The sequence below is a fragment of the Faecalicatena contorta genome, from assembly GCF_003149105.1.
In the GTDB taxonomy this organism is placed as follows: domain Bacteria; phylum Bacillota; class Clostridia; order Lachnospirales; family Lachnospiraceae; genus Muricomes; species Muricomes contortus_C.
In genome coordinates this window covers 260220-284579 of record NZ_QGDS01000004.1, presented here as the reverse complement: position 1 = coordinate 284579, position 24360 = coordinate 260220, and the positions used below count along the sequence as shown (strand labels likewise).

The 24360-nt window shown below is 41.0% G+C and carries 21 protein-coding genes; 20 read left to right on the top strand and 1 reads right to left on the bottom strand.

The genetic code is table 11. The features are described from left to right. Positions 1-132 precede the first annotated feature (132 nt). The 4 genes from A8805_RS09265 to A8805_RS09250 all read left to right on the top strand — a co-directional run bounded on the left by A8805_RS09265 (position 133) and on the right by A8805_RS09250 (position 5258). Positions 133-1866, top strand: a complete 1734-nt coding sequence (locus A8805_RS09265) for a SpaH/EbpB family LPXTG-anchored major pilin (protein WP_109710350.1) — start codon at positions 133-135, stop codon at positions 1864-1866. Positions 1867-1905: 39 nt separating this feature from the next. Continuing rightward, on the top strand, positions 1906-3432 hold the full coding sequence (locus tag A8805_RS09260; RefSeq protein WP_109710348.1) for a SpaH/EbpB family LPXTG-anchored major pilin: 1527 nt from the start codon (positions 1906-1908) through the stop codon (positions 3430-3432). A gap of 105 nt (positions 3433-3537) precedes the next feature. Beyond that, positions 3538-4413, top strand: coding sequence for a class C sortase (locus tag A8805_RS09255; RefSeq protein ID WP_181392787.1), 876 nt, complete (start codon positions 3538-3540; stop codon positions 4411-4413). Continuing rightward, positions 4410-5258, top strand: coding sequence for a class C sortase (locus tag A8805_RS09250; protein WP_109710344.1), 849 nt, complete (start codon positions 4410-4412; stop codon positions 5256-5258). Before A8805_RS09255 ends, A8805_RS09250 begins: the two co-directional genes overlap by 4 nt. Before the next feature lie 28 nt (positions 5259-5286). On the opposite strand, the gene A8805_RS09245 is transcribed toward A8805_RS09250, so the two are convergent. Then, positions 5287-7773: a LuxR C-terminal-related transcriptional regulator gene (locus A8805_RS09245; protein WP_109710342.1), complete on the bottom strand. Its 2487-nt coding sequence runs from the start codon at positions 7771-7773 to the stop codon at positions 5287-5289. A 410-nt stretch (positions 7774-8183) separates the two neighbouring features. On the opposite strand from A8805_RS09245, the gene A8805_RS09240 reads away from it, so the two are divergent. The 16 genes from A8805_RS09240 (at position 8184) to A8805_RS09170 (ending at position 24222) form a co-directional block, all read left to right on the top strand. Next, positions 8184-9188, top strand: coding sequence for a Gfo/Idh/MocA family protein (locus A8805_RS09240; RefSeq protein ID WP_109710340.1), 1005 nt, complete (start codon positions 8184-8186; stop codon positions 9186-9188). Then, entirely contained in the window at positions 9185-10180 is a 996-nt protein-coding gene (locus A8805_RS09235) for a VOC family protein (RefSeq protein ID WP_109710338.1), read from the top strand. The genes A8805_RS09240 and A8805_RS09235 overlap by 4 nt, the downstream gene beginning before the upstream one ends. Before the next feature lie 322 nt (positions 10181-10502). Beyond that, positions 10503-12467, top strand: coding sequence for a BglG family transcription antiterminator (locus A8805_RS09230; RefSeq protein ID WP_109710336.1), 1965 nt, complete (start codon positions 10503-10505; stop codon positions 12465-12467). 131 nt (positions 12468-12598) lie between these two features. Continuing rightward, positions 12599-13480, top strand: coding sequence for a class II fructose-bisphosphate aldolase (locus A8805_RS09225; protein ID WP_109710334.1), 882 nt, complete (start codon positions 12599-12601; stop codon positions 13478-13480). 12 nt (positions 13481-13492) lie between these two features. Then, positions 13493-14407 (top strand): cupin domain-containing protein, encoded by a 915-nt coding sequence (locus A8805_RS09220; protein ID WP_109710332.1) that lies wholly within the window; start codon positions 13493-13495, stop codon positions 14405-14407. 462 nt (positions 14408-14869) lie between these two features. Further along, on the top strand, positions 14870-15355 hold the full coding sequence (locus A8805_RS09215; protein WP_109710330.1) for a PTS sugar transporter subunit IIA: 486 nt from the start codon (positions 14870-14872) through the stop codon (positions 15353-15355). Between the two features lie 12 nt (positions 15356-15367). Continuing rightward, positions 15368-15664: a PTS fructose transporter subunit IIB gene (locus A8805_RS09210; protein WP_109710327.1), complete on the top strand. Its 297-nt coding sequence runs from the start codon at positions 15368-15370 to the stop codon at positions 15662-15664. Positions 15665-15692: 28 nt separating this feature from the next. Next, positions 15693-16721 (top strand): PTS fructose transporter subunit IIC, encoded by a 1029-nt coding sequence (locus tag A8805_RS09205; RefSeq protein ID WP_109710325.1) that lies wholly within the window; start codon positions 15693-15695, stop codon positions 16719-16721. Between the two features lie 146 nt (positions 16722-16867). Beyond that, positions 16868-17131: an HPr family phosphocarrier protein gene (locus tag A8805_RS09200; protein ID WP_109710323.1), complete on the top strand. Its 264-nt coding sequence runs from the start codon at positions 16868-16870 to the stop codon at positions 17129-17131. Between the two features lie 9 nt (positions 17132-17140). Further along, positions 17141-18787, top strand: a complete 1647-nt coding sequence (gene ptsP / locus A8805_RS09195; protein ID WP_109710321.1) for a phosphoenolpyruvate--protein phosphotransferase — start codon at positions 17141-17143, stop codon at positions 18785-18787. A gap of 18 nt (positions 18788-18805) precedes the next feature. After that, entirely contained in the window at positions 18806-19813 is a 1008-nt protein-coding gene (locus A8805_RS22530; RefSeq protein WP_242992312.1) for a dihydroxyacetone kinase subunit DhaK, read from the top strand. Positions 19814-19816: 3 nt separating this feature from the next. Next, positions 19817-20455, top strand: a complete 639-nt coding sequence (dhaL, locus tag A8805_RS22525; protein ID WP_242992311.1) for a dihydroxyacetone kinase subunit DhaL — start codon at positions 19817-19819, stop codon at positions 20453-20455. A 366-nt stretch (positions 20456-20821) separates the two neighbouring features. Next, positions 20822-21058, top strand: coding sequence for a helix-turn-helix domain-containing protein (locus tag A8805_RS09185; protein ID WP_181392786.1), 237 nt, complete (start codon positions 20822-20824; stop codon positions 21056-21058). Further along, positions 21021-21449, top strand: coding sequence for a hypothetical protein (locus A8805_RS09180; RefSeq protein WP_109710316.1), 429 nt, complete (start codon positions 21021-21023; stop codon positions 21447-21449). Before A8805_RS09185 ends, A8805_RS09180 begins: the two co-directional genes overlap by 38 nt. A gap of 751 nt (positions 21450-22200) precedes the next feature. Continuing rightward, the gene (locus A8805_RS09175) at positions 22201-22908 is read left to right on the top strand and encodes a LytR/AlgR family response regulator transcription factor (protein ID WP_109710314.1); all 708 of its coding nucleotides are present in this window, start codon (positions 22201-22203) and stop codon (positions 22906-22908) included. Then, positions 22909-24222: an ATP-binding protein gene (locus A8805_RS09170; RefSeq protein ID WP_109710312.1), complete on the top strand. Its 1314-nt coding sequence runs from the start codon at positions 22909-22911 to the stop codon at positions 24220-24222. Positions 24223-24360 lie beyond the last annotated feature (138 nt).

The following is a 24360-nucleotide window of genomic DNA, read 5'->3' as shown; positions in this document are numbered from 1 at the left end:
TTAAAGTCACACCTCCCTGACAATAAAAGTGATCTATATAGAGGGGCGCGAAAGTGGCACAGGGTGTACTGACTTACCCCGAACAATGCCATCCGCGAACTAAAAAGAAGAGAGTTAAGGAAGGAGAAAAATATGACAAAGAATAAGGTTATGAAAAGAATGACAGCGTTGGCTGCTGCGGCTTTGATGCTGCTTGGACTGGTAATTCCGGTCAGTGCTGCACCGGCGCAAAAGGATACGGGAACCATTACAGTTCACAAGTATGCCGGCAGCGGGAATGGAATTGAGGTTAATCCAAGCCAATATACGGGTGAAGAAATTGATCCGTCAGATTCCAATCACCCTAGCCAGAATGGTTATACTCCGTTGGAGAATGCAGGGTTTACACTGTATTCGGTTGACATGTCGGAAGTTGAAACGGCAATCGGAAACGGCAATAAAATAACGGGTTATAACGTTAGTGGAACAACTGTTAATTTTACTCTGGATGGTGCAGGAACTCCGGCAGTATCCACAGGATCAGGAACAATGAGCGTATATATTGCGGAACAGTTCACAGGTGTAAGCGGTGAAACCGTGTTTGGTAATTCGGATATCCCGGATGGTTACTATGTATTAGCAGAAACAACTACACCCGAAGGACACATTGGCGCCAATCCATCCTTTATCCGCATGCCTTTAACAAAGGAAAGCGGCGAGGATTATAACTATGATGTGCATGTGTATCCGAAAAATAAAAACACCTCTGACCAGACAGTAAAAGACATTGGCGATGGCGTTACTCCGGTCAGCCAGGGGGATATTGTACCATTTGAGATTAGTGCTAAATTCCTAAACACTCAGGCTGAACCGGATAAAGTGACGAGTGTAAATGATTTGAGAGCGGGAGAACCAGGAGCATATACTTATGGTACGGCTCTCATTAAGGATATCTTGGATAATACATTTGAATATGCTCAATCAAGTCTTAAAGTATATTGGTTGGATAACAGTGGAAATATTGATATTGCAGGGGGCGTCCTGCCGACAGAGTATTATTCAGTTACGAATCCGGCAGCAGGCGGTGGCGGAGAGCTGCTGGTGTCTTTAAGCAATGCTGGAATTGATACAGCAATTGCCGGCGGTAAATCTGGTTTTGCAATTGTGTTTAATGCGGAATTTATTGGTCTTCCGGAAGCAAACTCAGGCAGTACATCTAAACCTGTAGTCAATACAGCACAATCAACTATTACTAAGGCTGGGAGTACGGATGAGCCAGAGGCAGAGGTTGAAATTGAAATCCCCTCCCTGGAGCTTAAAATCAATAAGTTTACATCCAACGGTACAACTCCTCTTGCCAATGTGGAATTTGTTCTGGCAAAGGCTGCCGCTCCTAATTATAAGTACAGTTCACTCACAGAACCAAGTGAGTGGTCAGGTGTATCAACGGCAGACAAAGCGCAGTATGTGCTGGGCAGTGATGGACTTCCGCTGACAGCGAAAACAGATGCCTCTGGGAATATTATCTTTAGCCAGTTACCGGGGTATCAGGATGCGGCTGGTGTTGTATTTTACATGATTGAGACACAAGTGCCGGCTGGATACGATCTTCCGGTAACAGCAGTGGAAGTTACTTATGATACAAAAGACGGATACCTTTCATCTCATCCGGAGTGGTTTGATGGGGGTGAAAACTGGACGAAGGATGTCAGAGTTAATGAGACTGCAACGATTCTCAACTATAAGCATGACGAGCCAAAACCGGATCCGACATTTAGTTTACCGCTTACAGGAGGAACCGGAACAATGGTATTTACACTTCTTGGTATATTGATTATGGCAGTTGCAGCTGTATTTTTTATCAAAAGCAGAAGAAAAGACATATAGCGCAGGCCTTGGCGGACCGAACAGGGAGGAGATAGAAACGTGAAAGTGTTAATTAATAAAAAAAATACATATGTATCAGGAATCGCCCTAATGGTCTTGTTGGCATGTTTGATATTTGGTAAATCGGTAATGGCGGCACCGAAGGAATCAGGGTCTCTGACGATTAAGAAGTTCAGCGTCGGCGACTATGAAAATTTGAAGGAATATAATGGTCAGTCTTCAGATGTACAAGACGTGCCTGAAGGAGCTGAAGCGCTGGAGAATATTCAATTCTCGATTGAACGTCTGGAGGTAGCTGAAACGGCTGCAGAAGTTACGGTAAAGACACTGAAGGATACTGGTTTTACGAAACAATCAGGGAGAACTGATGGGAATGGGGAGCTCTGTTTTGGCTCCCTGGCCGCAGGCTATTACTTAGTTACAGAAACACTTGGAGAGGAATATACTTCCCCTGATGAAGAGGGATTTGTTGTAAAAATCCCAGCGCGTGCAAAGGATGCCAGCGGCGAGGAATATGATGAATATAATGTTACGGTTTATCCCAAGAATATTAAGGTTAAGGTGGAAAAAAAACTTGCAAGTGAGCAGCAGGTGGTGGGGGTTGACGATGTAGTAGACTGGAGCATACAATATCCGATTGGCAGTGATACAAGAATCACTAATAACGCAAATGGAGGATTGCAGGTATCTTATGCAAAAAACTTTTACATTACCGATGAAATGGATTTCCGTTTGGATTATGTTGAAAATTCGGCAAAGCTTTCCTATTACGATATTAAGGGCAACGAATTTGATGATTTTAAATTAAATGAAGGGACGGATTATTTTGTTGAATATGATTCTGAAGCGCATGTTTTGAAGGTTACATTTACCGATGAATCAGGAGTCATAAAACTGGCAGATAGTAATATTGCATCTATAAGACTGAATCTTCAAACGATAGTAAATTATCAGGCAAAAGGAACAGAGACGCCAATCTGGAATAATGCCCGGATACACTTTGAAAATGGTACAGGTTCCCCTTATGAGCGGGAAGTGTTTCCTCCGGAGGCAGATGTTGAAGATGCAAGAGTGCCGAAGGTATATCCGGGAAATATCCATATATATAAGGTTGACAGTAACAATGAAGTGTTGAAACTTCAAGGTGCGGCATTCGCCTTGGCCAGGACAAAGGAACAGGCACTGGCAGGCGATTTTATAAAACAGACTGGGGCGGCAGGGCTGGATGTTGTTGAAGTAACAACAGATGCACAAGGTTTTGCAGATATCAGTGCAATAGGTTCGGGGGAGTTTTATTTGGTGGAAACAAAGTCACCGGCTGGTTATCAGGAAAATAAAAAGCCGGTAAAAGTGACAGTTTCTAATGACCCTATGTATCGGGTGACCAAGTTGACTGTTGAGAACACCAAAAGTATTATTGGCAAAGAATCTACGGGCAATAAAGTCACAGGTAGTATTAAAACGGGGGATGTAGTAAATATTTTAGGTGCAGTACTACTGTTTATAGCAAGTGGCGGAATTATTTTTATCGTAATTGGCAAGGCGAAACAGCGAAAACAGTTATAATTTATCACAAGACACCTTTTTGAGCGATTGGAAGTTTATGGAACTACTTTCGTCTAAAGGTGTCTCTTTTTTAGCAGGGGTACTATTATGGAAGAAGGGAGCAGTATGGCAGTTAATAGAGAAAAGGGAAATGGCTGCCGGGGAGGACTTTCGGTAGTTGTCTTTATTATCATATTCACAATAGGAGCATTGATATTATTTTATCCGAAAATTAGTTCTTGGTATTTAAAACGGATTCAGCGCTCAGCCGTGCAAAGTTATGAGTATCAGGTGGCAGGGCTGAGTGCTGAAGAAAGAATACAGCTATGGGAAGAGGCAGTGGAATATAACGAACGGCTGGCGGGAAGTGTGGTTAAGGATCCCTTTGCCAGCATTGATGAAATTGATCCCTTCGATAAATATTATACGACCCTTGATATAGGCAGCGGGATGATGGGAAATATCTATATCCCGGAAGCAGATATATTTTTACCGATTTATCATGGAGTCAGCAATGAGGTATTGGATAAAGGTGTGGGACATATCCCTGCTTCAGCGCTGCCGGTAGGAGGGGAAGGAACACATAGTATATTGACAGGACATTCAGGACTGCCATCCACGGAGATGTTCAACGATCTTGAAAAAATGAAAACCGGGGATGTCTTTTATCTGAAGATTCTGAATCAAACACTGGCATATCAAGTATATGCAATAGAAACAATTTTGCCGGATAATATTTCAAGGTTAAAAAGGGAGGAAGGCAAAGATTTGGCAACGCTGATTACATGTACCCCATATGGTATCAATACACATCGCCTTTTGGTTATGGGAGAACGCATCGAATATCTGGATAATACCTATACATTTGAAAATGAAAAAACCGCCTTTCCCTGGTGGAGTGTATTTCTGGTTATAGGTTTGCTGGTCATATTACTGGCGACAGGAAAGCTGTTGCAAAGGAAAAAGTACATGAAAACAACAACGAGAGGAATTAAGCGATGAAGGAAAAGGATAAAAGTCTGATCATTTTGATAATTGGCTTTTTGATAGGGATGGGCATATTCATCTACCCGGCCTTGAGTAATTATATTGCGCTTAGAAATGTTGTGAGGGGAGCAACTCAATATGAACAGCGGGTGTCAAGCTTGAGTGACGAGGAGATCTCTGAAATGTGGGATGCAGCGGTTACATACAACAATAATCTGGCCGGGGATCCGGTTCCGGACCCTTTTGTAATTGGCAGCGGCCGTGTTCTTCCGCGAAATTATCTGTCGATTCTTGACCAGGGAGACGGAGTAATGGGATATGTAGATATTCCTAAAATAAATGTATATCTGCCAATCCGCCATGGCACATCGGAGGAAGTGTTGGGGAAAGGGGCCGGACACATTGAGCAGACTCCGTTCCCGACCGGAGGAGAAGGTAATATGCCGGTGATTACAGGGCATACGGGACTTCCGGAAGCAGAAATGTTTAACCGTCTGACAGAGATCGTTATTGGGGATAAATTTAAAATCAAGGTATTGAATCAAACGCTGACATACCAGGTTGACGATATTCGCATCATTGAGCCGGAAAAGATTGAGAATCTTTTGCCGGTAGAAGAAAAAGATTATGTTACTTTGGTAACCTGTACCCCATATGGTGTAAACAGCCATCGTCTGCTGGTTAGAGGAACAAGGATTATCAATGAGGATATAGGTAGCGGAAAAAAGGACATATTGATTCCGTGGAAGCTGATTGTGCTGGTTTCTGCAGCACTGATTTTTCTGTTTAGTGTAATTCTTCTTAATAGACACCAAAACAAAAAGACAGATAAAACGGCGGAAAAGGGCAGCCCGGTATGAAGATTGGATTGTTATCTGTTATACCTTCTTATATAAGTTTGTTAATAATTGCAATTCGAACTGCATCGGCACTGTTAATTGCACCAAGCTTAGCATATATTTGTTTTAGAACGCTCTTTACGGTGTTTACGCCTAAATAGAGATGTTCCGCAATTTCTTCTCTGGTATAGCCATAACTTAAATTCAATAGAATCTCAAGTTCCCTTTTACTAAGTTTGAGGTTTGTTTTATGGTGCTGTTCCTCCTTAAGCATCTTTATTAAAACAGAATATTTTTTGGCTACAGTAGTTACTTTCCTATAAAGCCCGTCGACCCATTCTTTTGGTACATTGTGGTTTTTACTCCCTTTTGCGTAGAGTATTATTTTACGAAGCCGACTGCTGTATTCTACAAACGGGGTCAACAATTTATTTTTATATGCCAGCAAATATGCCCGTTCGAATGCCTTTATGGAAGCGTCTTTTTCGGATAGTTCATAAAGAATGATACTGTTAAGGATTTCAATGTGTATAAGGTGGATAATAGAATTCTTATTTTTTGCCAGAGTAGTACACTGATTCATAAATGCTTTGGCTTCCCAATACTGTCCTTTTGAAATAAGGCATCTTGCTCTTAAAACAGTTGCCCGGTCTATACTGACCGGAGGATATCCATATTGAATTGCATTTCTAATCCATAGAACTACTTTATCAGCCTCTCCTATTTCGGAATAATACCACCCATAGATAATGTCCCATATACCTAAATTAGAGGATCGAGGGTCCCTCTTATATCGATCAACGTGTTCCAGCGTTTCGAGGATTAATTCGTAATTTCCTTGTATGGTATAACATCTTAGAAGTATCAGAAGTGCATTTCCAATAATATCCCACTGAGACATGGCATGTGCTTTATAAAGTGCCTGATATCCAAATTCCAGAGTTCTCTTAATATCCCCTTGTAAAAAAGCGGATTCACTTCTGCACAGCAGTTCAAGACCTTCACCTGCACCATTTAAAACTTCTACCATATAAGGCACACCTTCGGTATAAAGGTTCAGGCTTTTTGTAAGTGCTCCGGAATTATCGTCATGTAACTGGAATCCCGGTCCCAGATCAACGGCAAGGAAGTGCCTGCTCCATATAGTACTTCCGTTAGATAAAAGCGCATTTGCTTTCTTAAAATATTCTCCAAAGTTATCGGCTCCATATAAAAGTAAAATCACAGCATATGTAGCGTAACACTCACCTAAAAGTCCAGCAGCATTTGCTGCTTCAAGTTTCCTTTGAACCCCGGTTATCAACTCAAAAGCCTCATCAAACCTTAGATTGTTTGCCAATAATCCGGATTTTATAATTTCCGCCATAGGATTAGCTGCTATAAATTCTTTTGGAAGATCATCTATACATTTCAGCAAAAAATCTGCTTCTGACATTTTATATCTCTTTGTTTTGAACTTAAGTATTGTATCCCAAACACCGTCATGACAATCAAATGCCTTAAAATAGTTAATTGCATCATAATAATGTTTTTTTCTCAGACACCATTTTGCAGCCTTTAAAAGCGTTTTTTCTTGCTGTGATTTTGGAATACTAACACGTTTTTCTTTTAAGAACTCAAGATAAAGCGGATGAATATATAAGCGATCATCTATATTGTCATAATTAAAGAATACATTTCCTGCAATTAAGTCGTTTAAGCTTCGCTTCTTCTCATTACTTACTGCACTGACAAGTTCCCTGGGAAAAGAATCTAAAATAGAAATATTTATCAGAGACTTTTTCTCCTTATCAGTATATTGAGAAAATACAATTGTTTCAAAAAGCGAAAACAACTTGGGCTTAGTTTTAATTAGTGGTGTAATAGAAACAGGTATCTTTTGATTCATGCTTTTTGCAATAAGATAGAGTGCAATCGGCCAGCCTTCCACATATTGGTTAATCTCTATAACGCTCTCATCAGAGACGGTTTTACCTATTGCATTAAAAAGTTCAATTGCCTCATCGCCGGTATATTTTAAATCTTCATTATTAATCGAACTATAGGGAACTACAATACTCTCATCAAATATTTCCCAATTTCTTGACAATACAAAAAAGCAGCAATTCTCAAGATTTGAATTGATTAATTGTAAAACAAACCGTTTTACCTTTTTATTTGTTATGAGATGGAAATCATCAAAAACAAATGCAACTACTTTTTTATCGGTATATAATTCCTTTGTTAATATGTTTAAAAAGTCAAAAAACTCAGACTCATTATCAGGAAATCCCATTTTTTCCATGAACTTTCCAAGTTTAAGTCTGTGTTTTTTAAATATATCCGAAAGGTTATAAAAGAAGCGGTCCTCTTCATTATCAAATGTAGAACACGTATACCAAACCTTATGATATCCTATAGTATTTAAATATTCACTAACAATGGCGCTTTTTCCGAAGCCTGATGTGCTTCTTATTAAGACACAGGAATTCTTTATTCCTCTTGACAGAAGGCCGGCAACTCTTGGTCTTAAAATGTGCTTCTCTTGATTATCCACTGTATACCCCCGCCTTTAATTAAATTTTATTATAAGAAAAAAAGAGATGTATGTCAATTACATTGCCCAAAAGGTTAGGATTCTAATTAAGACTATATGAGTTTGGAATATTATCTATTATAGATAGCGGTCTTGTATCATCCTGGTATCCTACCGTGCAGAGCGAAAGGATTTCCTTCCGCTTCTCGGAGAGACACCGGTAGAAGGATACACTCAGACCACCGCAAAGGTAGACGGCTGCTGGCGGAGTATCTTGTGATTATGAAAGTAATTGAGGGCGGCCGGATAATGGACAGTAGTAATAAATACATAAAAATGACGAAATACCGTTGACAAAAATGGTGATAATACACATAATGGCCATATAAACACCCCACGCGTAAATTTAATAATTCAGACAGGAGGCAGATATGGAACTAGTAAAGTGGGCAATTGTTGGTACAGGATTCATTGCCAATGAATTTGCAAAAGGGATGCAGGAAGTAGATGATGCTGTGCTTACAGCAGTTGTTTCAAGAAGTGTTGCAGGCGGCAGGGCATTTGCAGAGAAATATGGATGTGATAAGACTTACACAGATTTTCAGGAAATGCTTGAGCAGGAGGACATAACTGTGGTATATATTGCAGTTCCGAATGATATCCATTACTCCTATATCATGTCTGCACTTGACCGGGGAATCCCTGTGTTAAGTGAGAAACCTATGGTTGACAATCAGTTCCAGTTAGATGCAGTTCTAAAAAAGGCGGAAGAAAAGCATGTATTCCTGATGGAGGGAATGTGGACAAGATGTTTCCCGGCAGTAATGGAAGCAAGAAGCTGGGTTGAAAAAGGCCGAATAGGAAAACCGTTGTCTGTACATGCAGCCTTTAATATCAAGCCGGATATCGAGGACTGGCAGCCGTGGAAGGGCGGCATACAGCATGCGGCAGGAGCACTCAGAGATGTGGGAATTTATTCTCTGGCTATGGCATATATGGTGTTTCCTGAGGGACCTTCAAATGCGTATTCAACGATGAAATCCAATGGTGAAGTGGACGAAAGTTTCCATATGCTTCTTGAATATGAGGATGGAAAAGCGGCTTTTGTGGGAGGTGCATTCAATCAGGTAAGTACGCCGGAAGTAGAAATTGTGGGTGAAAACGGAAGAATTATCATCGGACCTGAATTTTGGCATCCAACAACGGCAATGATAATCATGAATGATGGTACAAAAGTGGAATACATGGAGACTTATCCTGCATCTGGATTTCAGTTTGAAATCCGGGCAGTACAGGAATGTATTAGAAAGGGTGAGACACAGTGTCCTCATTTTACATGGGAGGAGACCAGAAAGATAGCAGAGTTAATTGAAAAGACTAGAAAAGGCTGGGGTATTTTTTATAAAGCGGATATGGAAGGAGAAAAGCAGTCATGAAAGGCGCAATCAAACAAATTTGTATCCTGGTAGATGATCTGGATACAGCAATGAAGAATTACTGGGAGAAGTTCGGAATAGGACCATGGGATATCCGCCACTTTACACCGGAGTCAGTGAGGGATTTCTATGTACGCGGCGAGCATCTTACAGAGGGCTTTGATTTCATTTGTGCGGTTACCTGGGAAGGTGATGTGGAATATGAGCTGATTCAGCCCATAAAAGGTCCTAATATTTATTGGGAGCATTTGGAGAAGTATGGAAGTGGGCTGCACCACTTTAAACTTGTTATCCAGGATGATAAAGAGCTGGAAGAATATGTCCGGGGACTTGAGGTCAAGGGACTGGAGGTAATCCAGACAGGGTGGATTGACAATGATGTTCACTATTATGTGGACTCCAGAGAGCAGCTTGGACTTACGCTGGAGCTTGGAAACGGGGGAAAAATTGGTGAGGCAGAAGAGGTCTATCCTGAAAAAGGAGCCGAAAGGCCGGTAGCTCACAGACAGAATGTGAAACAGGTTGCAATTGTGGTAGATGACGTAGAGAAATATATGAAAAATTTTGCCTACTACATGGGAATTGACGGCTGGGATGTGAGGCATTTTACACCTGAAAAGTTAAGAGACTTTAAGGTGCATGGCAAGGAGGTCACAGAGGACTTCGATTTTATCTGTGCGGTAAAGTGGGTTGGAGATATGGAAATGGAACTCATACAGCCTGTGAAAGGACCTAACATTTACTGGGATTTCCTTGGAAAGTATGGTCCGGGACTCCATCACGTCAAAGATGTATTTCCAGATGCGGAAATTAAAGAGGAGTATGACAGGCTGCAAGAGTTTGGCATCAGCGTGACACAGACAGGCTGGATTGACGGGGACAGCCATTACTACATGGATACGCAGGACCTTTTGCATATGATTGTAGAATTTGGAAATGGGGGAAAAATAGAAGCACCGGACTATGTATTTTATGCGGAGGATAGTAAATAACACTTAAAAAAACCAGTACCCCCAGGATGAATTTATAAACAGGTTTAAATTCAGAATAAAGAGCAGTCAATTATGGTACTTTCTATATTTGGCTGCTTTTTTATATAATAGGAAACTGTGCGTTTCCTATTATATAAAAAGCCTCCGTGGGATCGCACTGCGGCGTCAAGGAAGATGTTGCTATCGCAACTCGCCGCAGGCGGAGAATCTTGCTTGCAAGATTCACCTTATATGCAAAATAAAAATAAATGGTTATAATGGTTGCAAATTGGTATCAAAGTATGTAACAGTGTATACAGACCGGGAAAAGGAGGAAGGGAACATGGATGCAATAAGTGAAAAGGTAATACGGTGCCTGCTTGAGACCGATGGTTATGTGACAACAGCTTCTCTGTCTGATATGACCGGGATATCGGTGAGCAGTATTAAGCATAATTTGAATTGGATCCGGGAGGAACTTGAAAAGTTTGACATTAGTTTACAGAGCACTCCTAAGAAAGGGTTCTGTCTGACTGCCTCAGAGGGGGAACGCATAAAGGCCCTTCAAAAATTAGATGAGGAGACAAGCAGACATAAGGATTCGTTTGTATTTAGAAAGGGATACATTCTGGAGACTCTGTTTGATTTTAAAGCTAATTATACGATTCAGTTATTTTCGGAAGAGCTGGCTGTGAGCCGTAATACCATTCAAAAGGATTTGGAGCAGATTAAAGAACAACTGGCGCCCCTGAATGTGGATATTAAGAAAGTGCGTAATCAGGGAGTTGTGCTGGTGGGGGAGGAGTTTAATATCCGCCAGGCGATTATTGAGCATAATAACTCTAAATATTGGAACTGGAATCCGGATACCATTTTGGAGGTGGCCGACGGGTTTGATAAGCGCATCAGCAGAAAGGCGTATACTTATCTCTCGGGAACTTATTCCGAGGCAAACCTCCTTAAAATTCAGAAGTTGTTATGTGAAGCGGAAAAGTCTCTGGGCATCACTCTGGTAGATATTTCATTCTGCCGCCTGATAGAATATCTGGCCATTGTACAGCAGCGGATAACAGGCTTTAATATGATATTGAAAACGGACAGGGATGAAGAACTGCCGGAAATTAATGTACGTTTTCTGGAAACAAGTGAAGATATTGTGAATAAGCTTGTACCTAAAATGGAGAAATCTCTGCGCTCAGAATGTCTTTATCTGGCAGCGTGTCTGTTTGCAAACCATACATGTGAAAACTTTAGTGCTGAAAGCAGCTATGACTACCGGAAGATAGCAGTGGATTATCTGCGCTCATTGGAACAAGTTTTGGAAATGAAGGGATTAAGTAAGGATGAAGAACTGGTAAGCGAGCTTGGCGTATTCTTTCATCAGGTGAAAGTCAGAGAGGATTACCAGATTTTGGTATGGAACGAATTGCACCGTGATATCCAGAAGCAGCTGTCTGGATTGTATGCTGCCTGCATGGCAAATCTGTTTATTGTAGAGGAGAGGGTTAACACTATGCTCCGGCAGGACGATGTGGCGTGGGTGGCTCTGCTGATCCATAACTTTATGAGTGATGTAAAAAATAAGACTCAGGTAATATTTCTGCATGCAACGGATAAACATACGGCATTATATCAAAAACGTAAAATAGAAAAAAAGATTCCTCAGGTCCACATTACAGAATGTGTTTTTTTTAGTGATTACAGAAGTGAACATGAGGAAGATATGGTGATTGTTTCCACGATTCCTATGAAAGAGGAGCAGAAAAACATTATAGAAGTGACCAAACATATTTATGAAAGTGATATTGAGCATATCAAAGAGCAGCTTGAGAAATTAGAGGAGCAGAAAAAGGGACGTATGATTCAGCAGCTTGTATCTGAAATTTTTAAAGAAGAACTGATGATTTATGAGTTAAATACGAGAACAAAAGAAGATGCTATTATGAAAATGAGTCAGGTAATGATGGAAAATGGATATGTGGAGGAGGGATTTTGTGACCAGGTACTTGCACGTGAGAATTTCTGTGCGACTTCAATCGGCAAGGAGATTGCCATACCCCATCATTATGGAGACCATATTATAAAGAGCGGAATTGCAGTGGCAAAACTGAAACACCGGATAACATGGCAGACGAAGGAGAAGGTGTCCTTAGTATTTTTAATAGCAAATAATTTTAAAGATTCTGATAAGATTCAGATGCTCTTTAAGTATCTGTATGATATTATCGAGGATGCTGAGCAGATAAAAAAGGTGAAAGAATCAGGGAGTGAAAAAGAAATGCTTCAAAACATCCTTATCTTATCCTAATAAAAAATATAGGGTGCAAAATCAGGAATTATGGGCGGTAGACGCTGTTGTGAAAAGCAGATATGATAAATATATCAAGAAGACCGGCGTTTAGAAACCCAGATGCGCCTTGTATAAAGGAGGAAAAGAAGATGTTAGTGAACATGAAACAGATCTTGGAAATTGCAGAAAAGGAACAATATGCAATTCCATGTATCAACACACCAAATATTGAGACTCTGCGTGCGGTAATAGGTGCCGCGGAAGAGCTTAACACACCAGTTATCATTGACCATGCTGAGGTACACGATCCATTGATTCCCATTGAGCGGATCGGGCCTGAGATGGTGAAATATGCGAAAGAAGCTACAGTGCCGGTTTGCGTACATTTGGATCATGGAACGGATTATACATTCTTAATGAGAGCGATTCGGGCTGGTTTTTCTTCTATTATGTATGACTGCAGTGCACTTCCATTTGAGGAGAATGTGAAAAGAGTAAAAGCTTTTGTTGAAATTGCTCATAACTTAGATATTACAGTAGAAGCAGAGCTTGGTATGATGAAGTCCACAGCAGAGGATACACATGAGGAGGATGCCGAGAGCCGTGTACTCACCAACGAAGATATCCGTGAATTCTTTACTGACCCGGAAGAAGCAAAGGCATTCGTGGAGCAGACAGGCTGTGATGCTCTGGCAGTATGTTTTGGAACAATGCATGGAATCTATGCAGAACCTCCGGTACTTGACATTGACCGTGTAAAAGAGATTCGGGCTGCGGTGCCGGCAGATTGCCGTATCGTTATGCACGGGGCTTCCGGTGTGGAATTCAGCCAGGTTCAGCAGGCGATTTCAGCAGGATGTTCCAAGGTAAACTTCTACTCTTATATGGCAAAAGCAGCCAGCAAATTTGTGAGTGACCTTGTAATAGAGAAAGAAGGTAAAATTGCCTATCATGAATTACAGGAAGAAGCGTATGTATTCATGAAGGGTTATGCAAAAGATGTATTAAAAGCATTCAGAAATGGCAAATAGGAGGAGACAGAGGTGGCAAAATTATTTGATATTTTAGAGAACTTTCCATTTAAAAAAGACGAAAAGAGACCCATGCTGATTCGCAAGCATGACTATTCCACAGCTCTTTATCCGCCGGATAATGCGCTGACATCGGATAATACATTTACAATGGTTACAACAGATACTTTTATGCTGGGTATCTATGAACTGGGACCGGGTGGTGTATTTGCTCCCCTAGATATTCACCCGGGAGATGAGTCTTACTACATTCTGAATGGTCCGGTTGTTCAAAGAAGCGGAAACGGACAGTTTGCATATCTGGAGACAGGGGAAGGCCTTTTTATGCCGGAAGGCGCATGGCATTGCTGCCATAACTTCTCGGAAGATAAGGCGAGAATCCTTTACTTCATTACCCCTAAGGCATGGAGTGATGCGATTCCTCCGGCTGTAATTCCGACGGATGAAGAAACTAAGTTCTACAAAGGGCCAAATAACAACAATCTACCCAACATGCGGGATAAGATTCAGGATATTTCCAGACAAGGCTGTACCGATGATATCGGATGCTGGCCGGTAGATCCGGAAGAAGCAAGAAAAACCGGAGCAGTATATGCAGTGCGTGATTTTGAAAAGCTGAACAACGTGCATGGAACATCACATCCTATGCTGATGCGTTTTATCACCAGCAATAATTACGGACATTTCGGAGAGATGATTCTTCCGGCAGGCGGGTATGGTCCCCGTTGTTCTGACCCGGACAGCCATGCCGGAGACGGTGCCCTGTATTGTATCGACGGTCCTGTAACAGTAAATCTGGTAGATCTTCAGGAAAGTTTTGTTATGGAACCGGAAGACACCTTCTTCCTGCCTGCAGGCACAAAATACCAGTTGGTAAACTTTGAAAAAACACTTGCAAAAGTTGTATTTGCAATCACAGAGTTATAAAACAGTTTTATACTTAGACTATATAAAAAAGGGTTCCTGCGCAAATTTGCGGGGGCCTTTTTTTATGTAATAGGAAAGTTCTTTTCGTATTACATAAAAACCCTCCGGGGGATTGCACTGCGACGGAAAAGAAGTTGTTGCTGCTGAAATCTGCCATAGCCGGAGAATTTTACAAGTGGAATTTTATGTGTAATAGTATATAAAATACATAAAACTTAAAAATAATAAACAATAATTTTATGCAATTGTACCTTGTGAAAAGGCTTATAATGATTTAATATGGACTATTACAACAAAATAAGTGCAAAATATGAGATTATGGCTGGTATCTTTTTTGCAAAAGACTTGTTAGAATATAAATAAGATAAATGCTTTGTATGGTATGAGCGCGCGCACCTGAAAACGGCACTTGTCGAGAAAAGAGTGAGATCACTGTATTTAACTATGAAGGAGGCATTCACAATGGAAACTCATGGAATTGATATAGCGGACGTATTGCTAAAGGAGTTAATGATCCTGGATCATGAACCATTTGCAGACAAAGACCAGTTATTTCAATTTATGTCCGAACAATTCGAAAAGAGCGGGGTTGTCTCAGATAAGGAGGCGTTTCGGGAATCTCTGTTATACAGGGAGAGTCTGGGACCTACCTATATGGGAGATTTTATTGCCATTCCTCATGGCCAATGTAAGGAAGTATTAAAACCGGGAGTTGGGTTTATCAGATGCCAGGAGGGCTTCATATATGAATCCCATGGAGAAGAAGGTCCGGTTAAATACATATTTGTACTTGCAGTGGATGAGGCTGGCGGAGACAATCAGCATTTGAGAATATTGGCTACTTTGGCTGGATACCTGATGAGGGACGACTTCCGGGAGTTGATTGCCAATGTACAAAGTTACGAAGAACTGCTTGTGGGTATTCAAAAAATAGAAGCGGAAGAATAAGGAGGTAGTTTTATGTTTGTAATTGCGATAACATCTTGTGCAACGGGTATTGCTCACTCTTATATGGCGGCTGAGGCTATTAAGAAAGCCTGTAAAAAGAACGGCCATACCTGTAAGGTAGAGATTCAGGGGGCTCTTGGAATTGAGAACCAGTTATCTCCGAAAGATATTGAAACTGCGGACCTGCTGATATTTGCAAATGATGTGGGGATTACGAAAGTAGAGCGGTTTGCAAAATTTCCGGAAGGAAAAATTATGCGGGTGAAGCCCCATGATGTAATTAAGAAACCAGATTTATTGTTTGGATAATTACTAAGGAAAAGGAGAAGTGAGACTTATGAAGGATTTTTTGAATGATATTAAACAAGCCTTATTGACGGGTGTATCTTATATGCTGCCATTTGTAGTGGCAGGGGGTATATTAGTTGCAATTGGTTTCGCCGGAGGCGGAGCTGTGGCGGTAACAGAGAGTCAGACAGGATTCTGGTCCAGAATCTTCTGGTGGGGCAAAGATGCCTTTGGACTGATGGTGCCGGTTATGGCAGCATATGTGGCATTTTCTATTGGTGATAAACCGGCGATTTTACCCGGTATGGTAGCAGGTGTGATAGCCGATGCTATCGGCGGCGGATTCCTGGCAGGTCTGATTGGCGGTATTATTGCAGGTTACATAGTACGTGCGCTTAAGAAGCTTCCGATTCCGGTTATGCTGAGATCTTTACTGCCAACCTTAATTATTCCGGTAATATCTACATTGGCTATTGGATTTGTCATGGGAATTGTGCTGGGCGGCCCCATTGCGGCTATTAATAATACCATGTTAGAGTTCTTAAGTGGCATGACGGGGAGCAGCCTGATTATCCTGGGCCTTATACAGGGAATGATGCTTGCATTTGACCTTGGCGGACCAGTTAATAAGGCGGCATATGCGTTTGCTCTGGCTGCAATGGAAGCAGGAAATTATGCACCTATGGCAGCAAACTTCGTAGCATCCATGGTGCCACCCCTTGCAATTGGTATAGCAATGCTGGTTGTTAAAAAGAAATTTACAGAGTCAGAGCGTTCTGCAACAGCCGGATGTATCGTAGGCGGAATGGCTATGATTTCTGAATTTGCAATCCCCTTCGCAGTTGGAAAACCTTGGCTGTATGTTCCCTGCTTTATGGCTGGCGGTGCGGTAAGTGCAATTCTTTCCTATCTGTTTGGGTGCACAATGCAGGCACCTCATGGTGGTATTTTTGTTATCGGCCTTTGCAACAGACCGCTTATGCTGCTCCTGGCGCTGCTTATCGGCTCTGCAGTTAGTGCAGCACTGGTATTGGCATTTAAAAAGGCACCAACTCCTGAAGAGGAAGCAGTTTCATAAATAACGATGTTCAAATTATAGGGTAGAGATTAAAGGAGGCTGCGGGGAATAGACTTCGCGGCCTTTTGCAATTAGCAAGGCGAAATCGGGGCTGCCCTTCTGAACAGTACACTAGAATATACTTGAACTAGAAAGGAATATGGATTATGGTAAGTCAGACAATTATAGTAAAAAATAAATCAGGTCTTCATGCAAGACCAGCGGTAGAATTTTCAAAACTGGCAGCGAAGTGTAAATCAGATATTACAGTTTTCTTCAAAGAAAAAAAGATTAACCCCAAGAGCGTGCTGATGATTATGGCGGCTGCAATTACATGTGGCTCTGAAATTACAATTGAGTGCAGCGGTGAGACTGAAGAAGAGGACTTAAAAGTATTGGTTAACGCCATTGAATCCGGGCTGGGAGAGTAGGAGGAAGATATGAAAGAAATTCGTGTTTCCCGGACAGCCTCAAGAGGAATCGCTATAGGAAAGGCTTTTATAGTTGAAAAAATATCTTTAGAGCCGGATTCCTATAACGTGTCTCAGGAAGATTTGAAAAATGAAACACAAAAGTATGATGAGGCAGTGTCTGAGGCAGTAAGGCAGCTTGAATTGCTGGCTGAGGATAATGACATATTTGGCGCCCATTTGGAAATTGTTATGGATGCCGTGTTAACTCAGGGGGTACATGACAAAATTCTGCAGCAGAGTATAAATGTGCAGCGGGCACTGAAGGAAACAGCAGTAGAATGGATATCTATGTTTGAAGCCATGGAGGATGAATATATGCGGGAGAGGGCTGCGGATATTAAAGATATCTGTGACCGCCTGATGCGCATTTTAAAGGGAATTGACCATAATCCATTTGATGGTATAAACGAGCCGGTAATTATTGTGGCAGAAGATCTGGCCCCCTCTGATACTGCAAATCTTAATTTAAAGTATGTTCTGGGATTTATTACTCAGGAGGGCGGCATTACAAGCCATGTATCTATTATGGCTAAGAACATCGGCCTGCCGGCTCTTGTAGGAGTAAAGGGGATATTAGATTCTGTGCGGGCGGAAGATATGATCATTATGGATGCAAAAGCTGGTCAGATTTTGATTAATCCCGAAAAGTCTGTTATTTTGAAATATATGAAGCAAAAAAAAGTATTTGATCAGGCTGAGGCGGAACTGGTCCGTAAAAGCAGATTCCCCGCAGTTACATCCGATGGGCATGAGGTTTCAGTATATGCCAACATTGGAAGTGTGGAGGAAGCAGATGCACTTGCTGCCCTTCATATAAAGGGTGTGGGATTGCTTCGGAGCGAATTTCTGTATATGGAAAGTAAACACTTTCCTACTGAGGATGAACAGTTTGAAGCATATAAAGCAATCGCCTGCCAACTGGAGGAGGAAGTTACCATCAGGACCCTGGATATCGGGGGCGACAAGACCTTATCTTATTTTGAATTTGAGCATGAAGAAAATCCGTATCTGGGCTGGCGGGCCATCCGTATTTCCCTGGAAATGAAAGAAATGTTCCGGGCACAGATACGTGCGCTTCTGCGGGCCAGTATATTCGGCCCGGTGCGCATTATGTTTCCCATGATTATCGCAGTAGAGGAGCTTAGAGAGGCCAGGGGACTGGTAGAAGAATGTAAAAAAGAACTGCGGGCAGAAGATATCCCGTTTAATGAAAATATTCAAGTAGGTATGATGATCGAAACTCCAGCATCGGTTATGTGTGCGGAAGAGTTTGCCAAAGAAGTGGATTTCTTTAGTATTGGAACCAATGACCTGACGCAATATATGCTGGCAGTGGACCGTGGAAATAAAAAGGTGGCGCCATTATATAATTCTTTTCATCCGGCAGTGATTAAAAGTATTCAAAAGGTGATTGAAGCGGGACATGCAAACGGAATTAAGGTGGGAATGTGCGGAGAGTTTGCAAGTGACGAACAGGCTGTAAAGTTATTGCTGGGTATGGGTCTTGATGAATTCAGTATGTCCGCCGCATCGATACCTCTTATCAAAGATTTAATCAGAAGCTATTCTTATCAGGATGCAAAGCAATACGCAGATACTTATAGGTGCAGATAGTTAAGAAAGGAAATGAAAATGAGTACAAAGAAAATAATTAATAACCCGGATGATGTCGTATCTGAGATGATGGAAGGATTTATCCTGGCTAATGAAAAGTATGTTACGAAGCACCCGGAAGTTAATGGTGTCATTTCTAAGAACCCCCGGAAAGGAAAGGTCGCGTTGGTTATCGGGGGCGGCAGCGGACATGAGCCCATGTTTGCCGGGTTTGTGGGGAAGGGGCTGGCTGATGCCGCAGCCTGTGGAAACATTTTTGCGTCTCCGGATCCAAATACAATTTATGAGACTGCAAGTGAGGTCAATGATGGAAAGGGGGTCTTGTTTGTATATGGGAACTATGCAGGAGATAACTTGAATTTTGATATGGGTGAGGAGTTTTTAAATGATGAGGGTATCCCCACTGCTCATGTGCGTGTAATGGATGATGTTGCATCTGCACCCAGATCAAGGGCTTTTGACAGGCGTGGTATTGCAGGAGATGTATTTGTAGTAAAGATAGCAGGAGCGGCCTGTGATGCAGGACTGTCCCTGGAAGAAGCCGCGGGTGTTACCCAAAAAGCCTCCGGAAATATTCGCTCAATTGGAATTGCCACTGAGCCGGGACAGATACCTGGGCTTGATAAACCGATTTTTGAATTGGGTGAAAATGAGATTGAGTATGGTATGGGGCTTCACGGAGAACCTGGGGTAAAACGTACTGAAATGCAGCCGGCAGACGAACTTGTAACAGTTCTTTATAATCATATTATCCCGGATTTTGATTTAAGGGCCGGAGATGAGGTGTGTGTATTGGTAAACAGCTTAGGTTCTACTACCATGATTGAGATGAGTATTGTATACCGTAAATTGCGCGAACTTTTGGACCGTGACGGCATTAAGGTGTATGATTCAGATTTGAATCATTATTGTACTTCACAGGAAATGGGTGGTTTTTCTATTACATTGTTTAAACTGGATGAAGAATTGAAGAAATACTACGATGCTCCGTGTTATTGCCCGTATTATGCGAAAGAAGGGAAATAAGCTATGTTAGACGTAATCAATATACAGAATGCAAAAGAGATGCTGATTTATATTGCTGATAAAATCATAGGACAAAAGCCTTATCTGACAGAGATTGACAGTGCCATTGGAGACGGTGACCATGGAATTGGAATGGCAGGAGGGATGCAGAAGGCAAAGGATAAGCTTAATAAACAGGAGACTTTTGAAAGCGTATACGATGTATTTGCCATAGCAGGAAAAGCAATGCTTATGTCCATGGGAGGCGCTTCAGGAGTAATTTTCGGAAGTCTCTATCTGTCAGGTGCGAAAGGCATGGAAGCTAAGCCGGAGCTGACTGCTTCAGATTTAGCTGCAATGGAGCGTAAAAGTCTGGAGGCCATCAAGGAGCGCGGTAAAGCACAGGTGGGAGATAAGACTATGGTAGATGCTCTTGAACCTGCTGTGATTGCTATGGAAGAAAATGCAGAAAAAGGACTCCTTGAAATGCTGAGAGCTGCAGAAGCAGCCGCAGCAAAAGGTTTGGAGGATACAAAAGGGTACACCGCAAAGTTTGGGCGTGCAAAATCCCTGATGGAACGGGCCATTGGACACCAGGATGCAGGGGCGACCTCTGTGTATCTGATATTCCAGGGAATGCGGGAATATGTGGAAAGCAAATAGGCTGCTATACAATTTTCAGATGATTGACATGTTTAATGATATTGACTATAATATACTTAACAAGACAGTCGGCAGGTGAATGCGTCTCACCTACTCCGGCAAAATAATTTGTTATGAAATAGCCGTTTACTTTACTAGGGTAGGACGGCTATTTTTTACGTTTGTCACAGAAGCTTAAATATATTGTTGTCAAAGAACTCTTCTTTTCTAATATTTTCTTTCCTCCAAATTTTCCTGGTTTTGCCTCCATTCTTGTGGTGCTATCGCCCATTTTATGCCACTCTACAATTCATAGAGTGACTTTTTGTCTGAACATTGTTAATATAATAGCAAATATATAATATCTCGAAGAAAGGTTTTGGTATTTTGAATAAGACAAAATTGGGAACAAATCTGGCGAACAGAAGGCGTGAACTTGGTCTAAAGCAAGAAGAAGTGGCAAACAAAATAAACGTATCAAGTAAAACTATTTCTAAATGGGAACGGGGTGTATCCAGCCCGGATATTTCTTTTTGGAAGGGTTTGGCTGACGTTTTAAAAATTGATTTATATGAATTTGTAGGCTATGGAGAGGAAAAAAAATACTCCCAGCAATGCCCTTAAAACTGCCCTGAAAGAAGATAAAACAAAAAAATATAAACGAATTGCTTTTATTTTATCCATAGTTTTGATTTTATCAATTATTTTTATTAGTGGCTATCTTTTCTATAGGGATTATACAACAGAGATTATCGGTATTTCTAGAGGAGAAGTTATTGATTTTAATAAAGAGTATCTAATCTTTCAGAAAGATGCTGCTTATGATGATGACAGGGAAAGATGGTATGCCCCCAAAATAATAATAAAAAGAAGTGAGATTCAGAGAGGCTTTGATGTTGAAAAAGGAAAAAGGCTTAAAATTAAATATATGCACAAGAAGGGAGAGGTAATAGAAAGGGGGGAGGAAACGGAGATAAGGCCTTTACAAATCTTGGAGATTAGTAACCTTGAATAACAGTGGCATATCAGCGAAAAAGTGATTTTAATTATGTATCAGAAACAATAACTATTTATCCATAAACAACTGTAGAATCGGTATTTCCGAGTGCAAAAAGGATATTATACTTTCTGATTTAGAGAGTTACTCAATATAGGTAATCACAACTTAACTTTATCAGTTTGTAAAAGCCGTTTAATTTTGGTCAAAATGTGAGAGTAAAGATTATAAATTAAAGCGAGAATTACCGCCAAGGTCTTCTATGATAACATAAGTTCATAGGAGACCTTAAATTATAAGCCGGAAAACGAGAGAATCAAAATTGTGCTATTATAAAATAATATACAGCACTAATAAAATTGCGCTTACGGCTATAAACAGCTTTTGAAATTTGTTAGCAATTTGATTTGCTTTTTTATTAGAAATCCAGAACAGTGTCATATAGACACAAGAACATAAAAGAGCTACAATCAGTACAATATTTTTCAACATTTTCTTTCCTCCCAATGTAATCGGTAATTCTTATTATAATCAATTACAGGCAATAAATCTACATCTGATTTACATTATGATGTACTACATCATTGACATTTCGGTGAATAAATAGTTTAGTTCTACAAATCTCGTATAAATCATCCGTAAACTTCCCCATTGAATATATCTGTGAAATATATATAATAGAAGAAAAGTGCAGTCATGTTACTGAGGGGATGAAAGAATCCAGCATGGGTGGCATAGGACAGAATTTGTGGAATGAGGAAGTCTGAATATGGTTAGAGTTGCAGTTGTGGAAGATGAAGAAATTTATGCACATCAGATAGTGGAATATCTGAAGCGTTATGAGGCAGAAAAGAAAGAGGAACTGCAGATCACCGTCTATCGGGATGGAGATGGTATCACTGCGGAATATAGGGCGCAATTTGATATTATTTTTATGGATATTCAGATGAAGTTTGTGGATGGAATGACGGCTGCCGAAGAAATCCGTAAAAAGGATTCCGAGGTAATTATCATCTTCATTACGAATATGACACAGTACGCCATCCGGGGATATGAAGTGGATGCTCTTGACTATGTCCTGAAGCCGGTTCATTATTTTGCCTTTGCGCAGAAGTTGGGCAGGGCAATTGAGCGAATGAAAAAACGTCATGCCAGACATATTATAGTGCCGGTCAAGGGTGGAATCCGCCGTTTGGAGAGTTCCGACATTTATTATATAGAGAGCCAGGGGCATAATTTGATTTTTCATATGAAAGATGAGGAGGTTGTTTCCAGTGGCACTATGAAGTCTATAGAGGAAGAGTTAAAAAAGCTCAATTTTTCCAGAGGGAACAAATGTTATTTGATTAATCTGGAGCATGTGGAGGGGATAAAGGATAAGTGTGCCATAGTGAAAGGGGAAGCGCTTTTGCTGAGCCGTTCCGGTTTGAAAAGTTTTATGCAGGATCTGACGAAATATTGGGGAGAGGTGAAGTAAATGAATGATATTGGAATAACCTTGCCGGATATTCCGCGGTTCTATACGGCGCTGGCGGAGTGGCTGTCCTGTATGGTTTTCATTTTTTATATGAAAAGGAAGCTCCATGGTGTGAAGCTGGGAGTACTCTGCGTAACAGCCCTTCTTGTTCAGGGGCTTTTTCTTGGCTTTACCGGAGGGCTGGATGGAGTCTGGTGGATTCTATGTATGATGTCAGCCATCTTTCTGATGATTCTCTTTCTTTACCTGACCTGTGAAGTAAACTGGAAAGATGCGGTATATTGCGGAGCCTTTGCATTTATCATGGCAGAGACGGCAGCTTCTATGGAATGGCAGCTTTCTCTTTATTGGGGAAATGTATATGATGATAAAGGACTTTTAAGCAGGTGTATGATACTGATCATTGTTTATGGAATCATTTATGCTGTATTTTGGAGAATGAACCGGCTTCTGTTGCCCCGGGGTGAGAGGCTGGATATAGATGTACGGGAGCTCTGGGAGGTCGTTATTATAACAGGCGGCATCTTCTTTATAAGTAATCTGGGGTTTGTGGCCATTAACACACCATTTAGCGGCATGTACAGCCGGGAGATTTTTAATATCCGTACCTTTGCGGATGTGGCAGGTCTGGCAATTTTATATGCCTTTCATGTACAGTGGCGGAATCAGAAGGTGCGGGGAGAATTAGAAAGTATTCAGAAAATCCTTGAGAGCCAGTATATGCAATACCGGCAGTCCCAAAAGACATTGGATTTGATTCATTATAAATATCATGACTTAAAGCATCATATTATTGCGCTCAGAGCTGAGGAGGACAGGGAAAAACGGAATGAGTACCTGGACAGGATGGAACAGGAGATTATTAATTATGAAGTCCAGTATAAAACAGGAAATAAGGTACTGGATACGCTTCTTATGAGTAAAGGCCTGTACTGCCAGCAGCATGAGATATCTTTTACCTGCGTTGTTGACGGCACATTGTTTGATTTTATGGATGTTATGGACATCTGCTCTATTTTTGGAAATGCGCTGGACAATGCCATTGAATGTGAGAAGAAAATTGTGGATAAGGAAAAACGGCTGATACACGTAAGCGCATTTTCTAAAAGAAGTTTCTTAATAATAAGATTCGAAAATTACTATGAAGGTACGCTGCAATTTGAAAAGGATTTTCCGGTTACTACAAAAAAGAAAAGAGAGTTTCACGGATATGGGCTGAAGAGCCTGCAGTATACAGTGCATAAGTATAAAGGAGAAGTTGATATCACTGCAGAAGATGATTGGTTTTGCTTAAAAATATTGATACCATTATAAAGTTGGAACGCTGGATAGTGCACAATGTACAAAATCCAGCGTTCTAATTTGTTAGAAACATACAAGGTATTAACAGTTTATTCATAAAAAGTACAGTTTGTGTTAAAAATGTGAAAAATACGTGTAAAGCAATATAAT

Bases quoted from the DNA above. Each gene is read 5' to 3' on its own strand.
- A8805_RS09265 (WP_109710350.1), top strand. From the start codon at position 133: ATGACAAAGAATAAGGTTATGAAAAGAATGACAGCGTTGGCTGCTGCG.
- A8805_RS09255 (WP_181392787.1), top strand. From the start codon at position 3,538: ATGGCAGTTAATAGAGAAAAGGGAAATGGCTGCCGGGGAGGACTTTCG.
- A8805_RS09250 (WP_109710344.1), top strand. From the start codon at position 4,410: ATGAAGGAAAAGGATAAAAGTCTGATCATTTTGATAATTGGCTTTTTG.
- A8805_RS09240 (WP_109710340.1), top strand. From the start codon at position 8,184: ATGGAACTAGTAAAGTGGGCAATTGTTGGTACAGGATTCATTGCCAAT.
- A8805_RS09235 (WP_109710338.1), top strand. From the start codon at position 9,185: ATGAAAGGCGCAATCAAACAAATTTGTATCCTGGTAGATGATCTGGAT.
- A8805_RS09230 (WP_109710336.1), top strand. From the start codon at position 10,503: ATGGATGCAATAAGTGAAAAGGTAATACGGTGCCTGCTTGAGACCGAT.
- A8805_RS09225 (WP_109710334.1), top strand. From the start codon at position 12,599: ATGTTAGTGAACATGAAACAGATCTTGGAAATTGCAGAAAAGGAACAA.
- A8805_RS09215 (WP_109710330.1), top strand. From the start codon at position 14,870: ATGGAAACTCATGGAATTGATATAGCGGACGTATTGCTAAAGGAGTTA.
- A8805_RS09210 (WP_109710327.1), top strand. From the start codon at position 15,368: ATGTTTGTAATTGCGATAACATCTTGTGCAACGGGTATTGCTCACTCT.
- A8805_RS09205 (WP_109710325.1), top strand. From the start codon at position 15,693: ATGAAGGATTTTTTGAATGATATTAAACAAGCCTTATTGACGGGTGTA.
- A8805_RS09200 (WP_109710323.1), top strand. From the start codon at position 16,868: ATGGTAAGTCAGACAATTATAGTAAAAAATAAATCAGGTCTTCATGCA.
- ptsP (WP_109710321.1), top strand. From the start codon at position 17,141: ATGAAAGAAATTCGTGTTTCCCGGACAGCCTCAAGAGGAATCGCTATA.
- A8805_RS22530 (WP_242992312.1), top strand. From the start codon at position 18,806: ATGAGTACAAAGAAAATAATTAATAACCCGGATGATGTCGTATCTGAG.
- dhaL (WP_242992311.1), top strand. From the start codon at position 19,817: ATGTTAGACGTAATCAATATACAGAATGCAAAAGAGATGCTGATTTAT.
- A8805_RS09180 (WP_109710316.1), top strand. From the start codon at position 21,021: ATGGAGAGGAAAAAAAATACTCCCAGCAATGCCCTTAAAACTGCCCTG.
- A8805_RS09175 (WP_109710314.1), top strand. From the start codon at position 22,201: ATGGTTAGAGTTGCAGTTGTGGAAGATGAAGAAATTTATGCACATCAG.
- A8805_RS09170 (WP_109710312.1), top strand. From the start codon at position 22,909: ATGAATGATATTGGAATAACCTTGCCGGATATTCCGCGGTTCTATACG.